Origin of the sequence: Pedobacter sp. (assembly GCF_045628745.1) — a bacterium.
Lineage (GTDB): Bacteria > Bacteroidota > Bacteroidia > Sphingobacteriales > Sphingobacteriaceae > Pedobacter.
In genome coordinates this window covers 1-2,898 of record NZ_JAZQPU010000079.1, presented here as the reverse complement: position 1 = coordinate 2,898, position 2,898 = coordinate 1, and the positions used below count along the sequence as shown (strand labels likewise).

The window sequence follows — 2,898 nt, the reverse complement described above, 5'->3', positions numbered from 1 at the left end:
ACTTAAATATTAACATCATGAAAAATCAAATGATCACATTCGCAATTGGCATTTTGGTAACTTTTTCCGCTATAGAAAGTTCTGATGCCCAAATCAAGCTTCCTGAAATCGAAATTTACGGTATTGCTAATAAGGAAGCAGTTTCTGCTAAAGTCACTAACTCATTTAGTCGCATATTTAAAGAAGCAGAGGCTCCAAAATGGTACGTAATTAATAAGAGAATTTTAGTCAATTTTATTCTCAACAATCAAAGAAATAAGGCTGTATTTGAAAAGAATGGTACTTTAGTTTACCATCTTGTATATGGCAATGAAGAGCAGATGCCTACTGATGTCAGAAAAACCGTAAAAAGCACTTATTTTGATCATGATATCAAAACAACCATCAAAGTGAATATAGATGGCAGAAGTATCTGGTTCATTAATATAGGTGACAGCAAGGAATATATTGTACTCAAAGTTGAAGATGGGAACATGGAAGTTAAAGATAAGTATAGAAATATCTCAGGCTAAGTAAGCCTTATAACAAAAAATAATTTAATTGATTCACCATATAGGGCATTTCAAAGGGCATGGTATGACTAGGGATTAAATCATAATCCCGTAAAAATAGCGTAACAGATAGCTTGATAATGATAAAATAGGGCTAAGGGATTTCGCGATCAACGATAAAATTTGTAATATTAAAATTCGAAAATATTTAATTTATACTTGATAGCATAAAATGCCCTTATATAAACATTATTCCTTTGACCTTTGGTTAACATTGATCAAGTCAAACCCCTCTTTTAAAACAGAGCGGGCTAAATATTTTCATCACCATTTCAACAGCAGGAAAAAACCTATTGAAGAGGTGATTGCCGTTTTTCGCCATGTTGACCTGATGGTGAACAGTATTAATGAAAAAACTGGCAAAAATATAGATGCCGACGAAATGTACCTGATGGTGATCAGTATCATCAATGATTACGCCACGGATTTCTCATCCATAGACGTTGATGGGCTGTATAATGAAATGGAAACACTTTTGTTCAATTATACACCAGTGTTATATTGTGCCGAAGGAATAAATGTTTTAAATAAATTAAAGGATTCAGGAAAGTGCAGCACCAACATTTTAAGTAACACAGGTTTTATAAAAGGAAAAACGTTACGTAAGCTATTAAAACAGTTGGAATTAGAGCCATTACTGGACTTTCAATTATATTCTGATGAGGTGAGACTTTCAAAACCCAACCCTCAGTTTTTTCAGCTGATGTTGCAAAACATTGATAGACAGCGACATCCTGAGTTAGAATTACAAGAGATTATTCATGTCGGTGACAATCCTATTGCCGATGTTAGAGGGGCAAAGCAGGCAGGAATAAACAGTTTTTTGATCAATTCTAATCAACAATCCATAGCGACTTTATTATCATGATCCCATATACTTATTCTCTACATAAAATATCCGATGCAGCAGATTTCGGTTTTGATGCGCATGACTACAGTCGTTTTAAATTTGGCGATGATGCTGTAGCTAAATCATTTGGTAAAGCTTTGGCAGAAGGATTTATTCGTGATGTGTTGGAAGTGAATGACCTCAACGAACAAATTGTAGTTATATCCAGTCCATACTGCTTTATACCTACGGCAACTTACGCCATGAAAACCTTTTTTGTATACCATTTGAACCACTGGTTGGCCGAGCACAACAAATTAGTAGTACAAGAGGCCAAAGTACACCGCACGATTACCTATAAAGAAGACTATGGTGAACTAAGTGCCGATGAGCGATTAAAGCTGATTGGCAATGATAGTTTTCATATTGATAAAGACTTCCTTAAAGATAAGGTGCTTTTCTTTCTTGATGACATCAAAATTACGGGAAGCCATGAAAAAATGATTCTTAAAATGGTGAAAGAATATGGCTTGAAAAACGATATATTTATGCTGTACTTTGCGGAGTTAGTCAATAATGATATTCATCCTAAAATAGAAAACCACCTGAATTATTTCAAGGTAAAATCCATATTCGATCTTAATGAGATCATAAAAAGTGGAAGCTTCACCTTTAACACCAGAATTGTAAAATATATCCTAAATTGCGATTTTAACAGCTTTAATATCTTTCTTGAACAGCAGACAGAACAATTTATATACAGCCTTTATCATTTAGCGATTGGCAACAGTTACCATGACATAGAGAGCTACGAACAGAATTTTACACACTTAAAGAAATATTTGCACACCAAATACTATAACTTAATTTAATATGGCTATTAACTTACAAAAAGGGCAAAGAGAAAATATTGATGCCCCTAAATTTACCATTGGTTTAGGATGGGATACCAATAGTTCTACCACAGGAACTGCATTTGATCTTGACGCATCTATCTTTATGTTGGATGCTAATAAGAAATTAGTGTCTGATGAGCACTTTGTGTTTTATAACAATTTAACATCACCTGATGGAGCTGTAGAGCATACTGGTGATAACCTTACCGGAGATGGTGATGGCGATGATGAGCAAATTCTGGTTGACTTAACTAAAGTTGGATCTGCAGTTGCTGAAATTTGTATTGTAGTGACCATTCATGATGCAGAAAGCAGAAGACAAAACTTCGGCCAGGTAAGGAATTCCTTTATCAGAATATTAGATAGCTCAACCAATGAAGTGGTTTTAAAATACGAACTTGAAGAAGATTTTTCTATTGAAACTGCCGTAGAATTTGGCCGTATTTATAAACGCGAAAACAAATGGAAATTTGAAGCAGTAGGTATGGGAATGAAAGGTGGATTACAGGACTATTTAAATAAATATCAATAAAACTATGGCAATTAATCTGCAAAAAGGACAGCGTATAAGTCTTGAGAAAAGTAATGGTAGTAAATTACAAACTGTTTGTGTTGGAATCAA

At 34.2% G+C, this 2,898-nt stretch carries 4 protein-coding genes; all 4 read left to right on the top strand.

The features are described from left to right. On the top strand, positions 1 to 512 hold a 512-nt coding region (locus ACR2F7_RS03640), incomplete at its 5' end, for a hypothetical protein (RefSeq protein WP_432712233.1). Between the two features lie 211 nt (positions 513 to 723). Next, positions 724 to 1,419 carry an HAD family hydrolase gene (locus tag ACR2F7_RS03635; protein WP_432712232.1) on the top strand — a complete coding sequence of 232 codons (696 nt, stop codon included), beginning with the start codon at positions 724 to 726 and terminating at the stop codon, positions 1,417 to 1,419. Further along, a complete protein-coding gene (locus tag ACR2F7_RS03630; protein ID WP_432712231.1) occupies positions 1,416 to 2,252 on the top strand; it encodes a phosphoribosyltransferase family protein in 837 nt (278 codons plus the stop codon). Before ACR2F7_RS03635 ends, ACR2F7_RS03630 begins: the two co-directional genes overlap by 4 nt. Before the next feature lies 1 nt (position 2,253). After that, positions 2,254 to 2,808, top strand: coding sequence for a TerD family protein (locus ACR2F7_RS03625; RefSeq protein WP_432712230.1), 555 nt, complete (start codon positions 2,254 to 2,256; stop codon positions 2,806 to 2,808). The last annotated feature ends 90 nt before the right edge of the window (positions 2,809 to 2,898 follow it).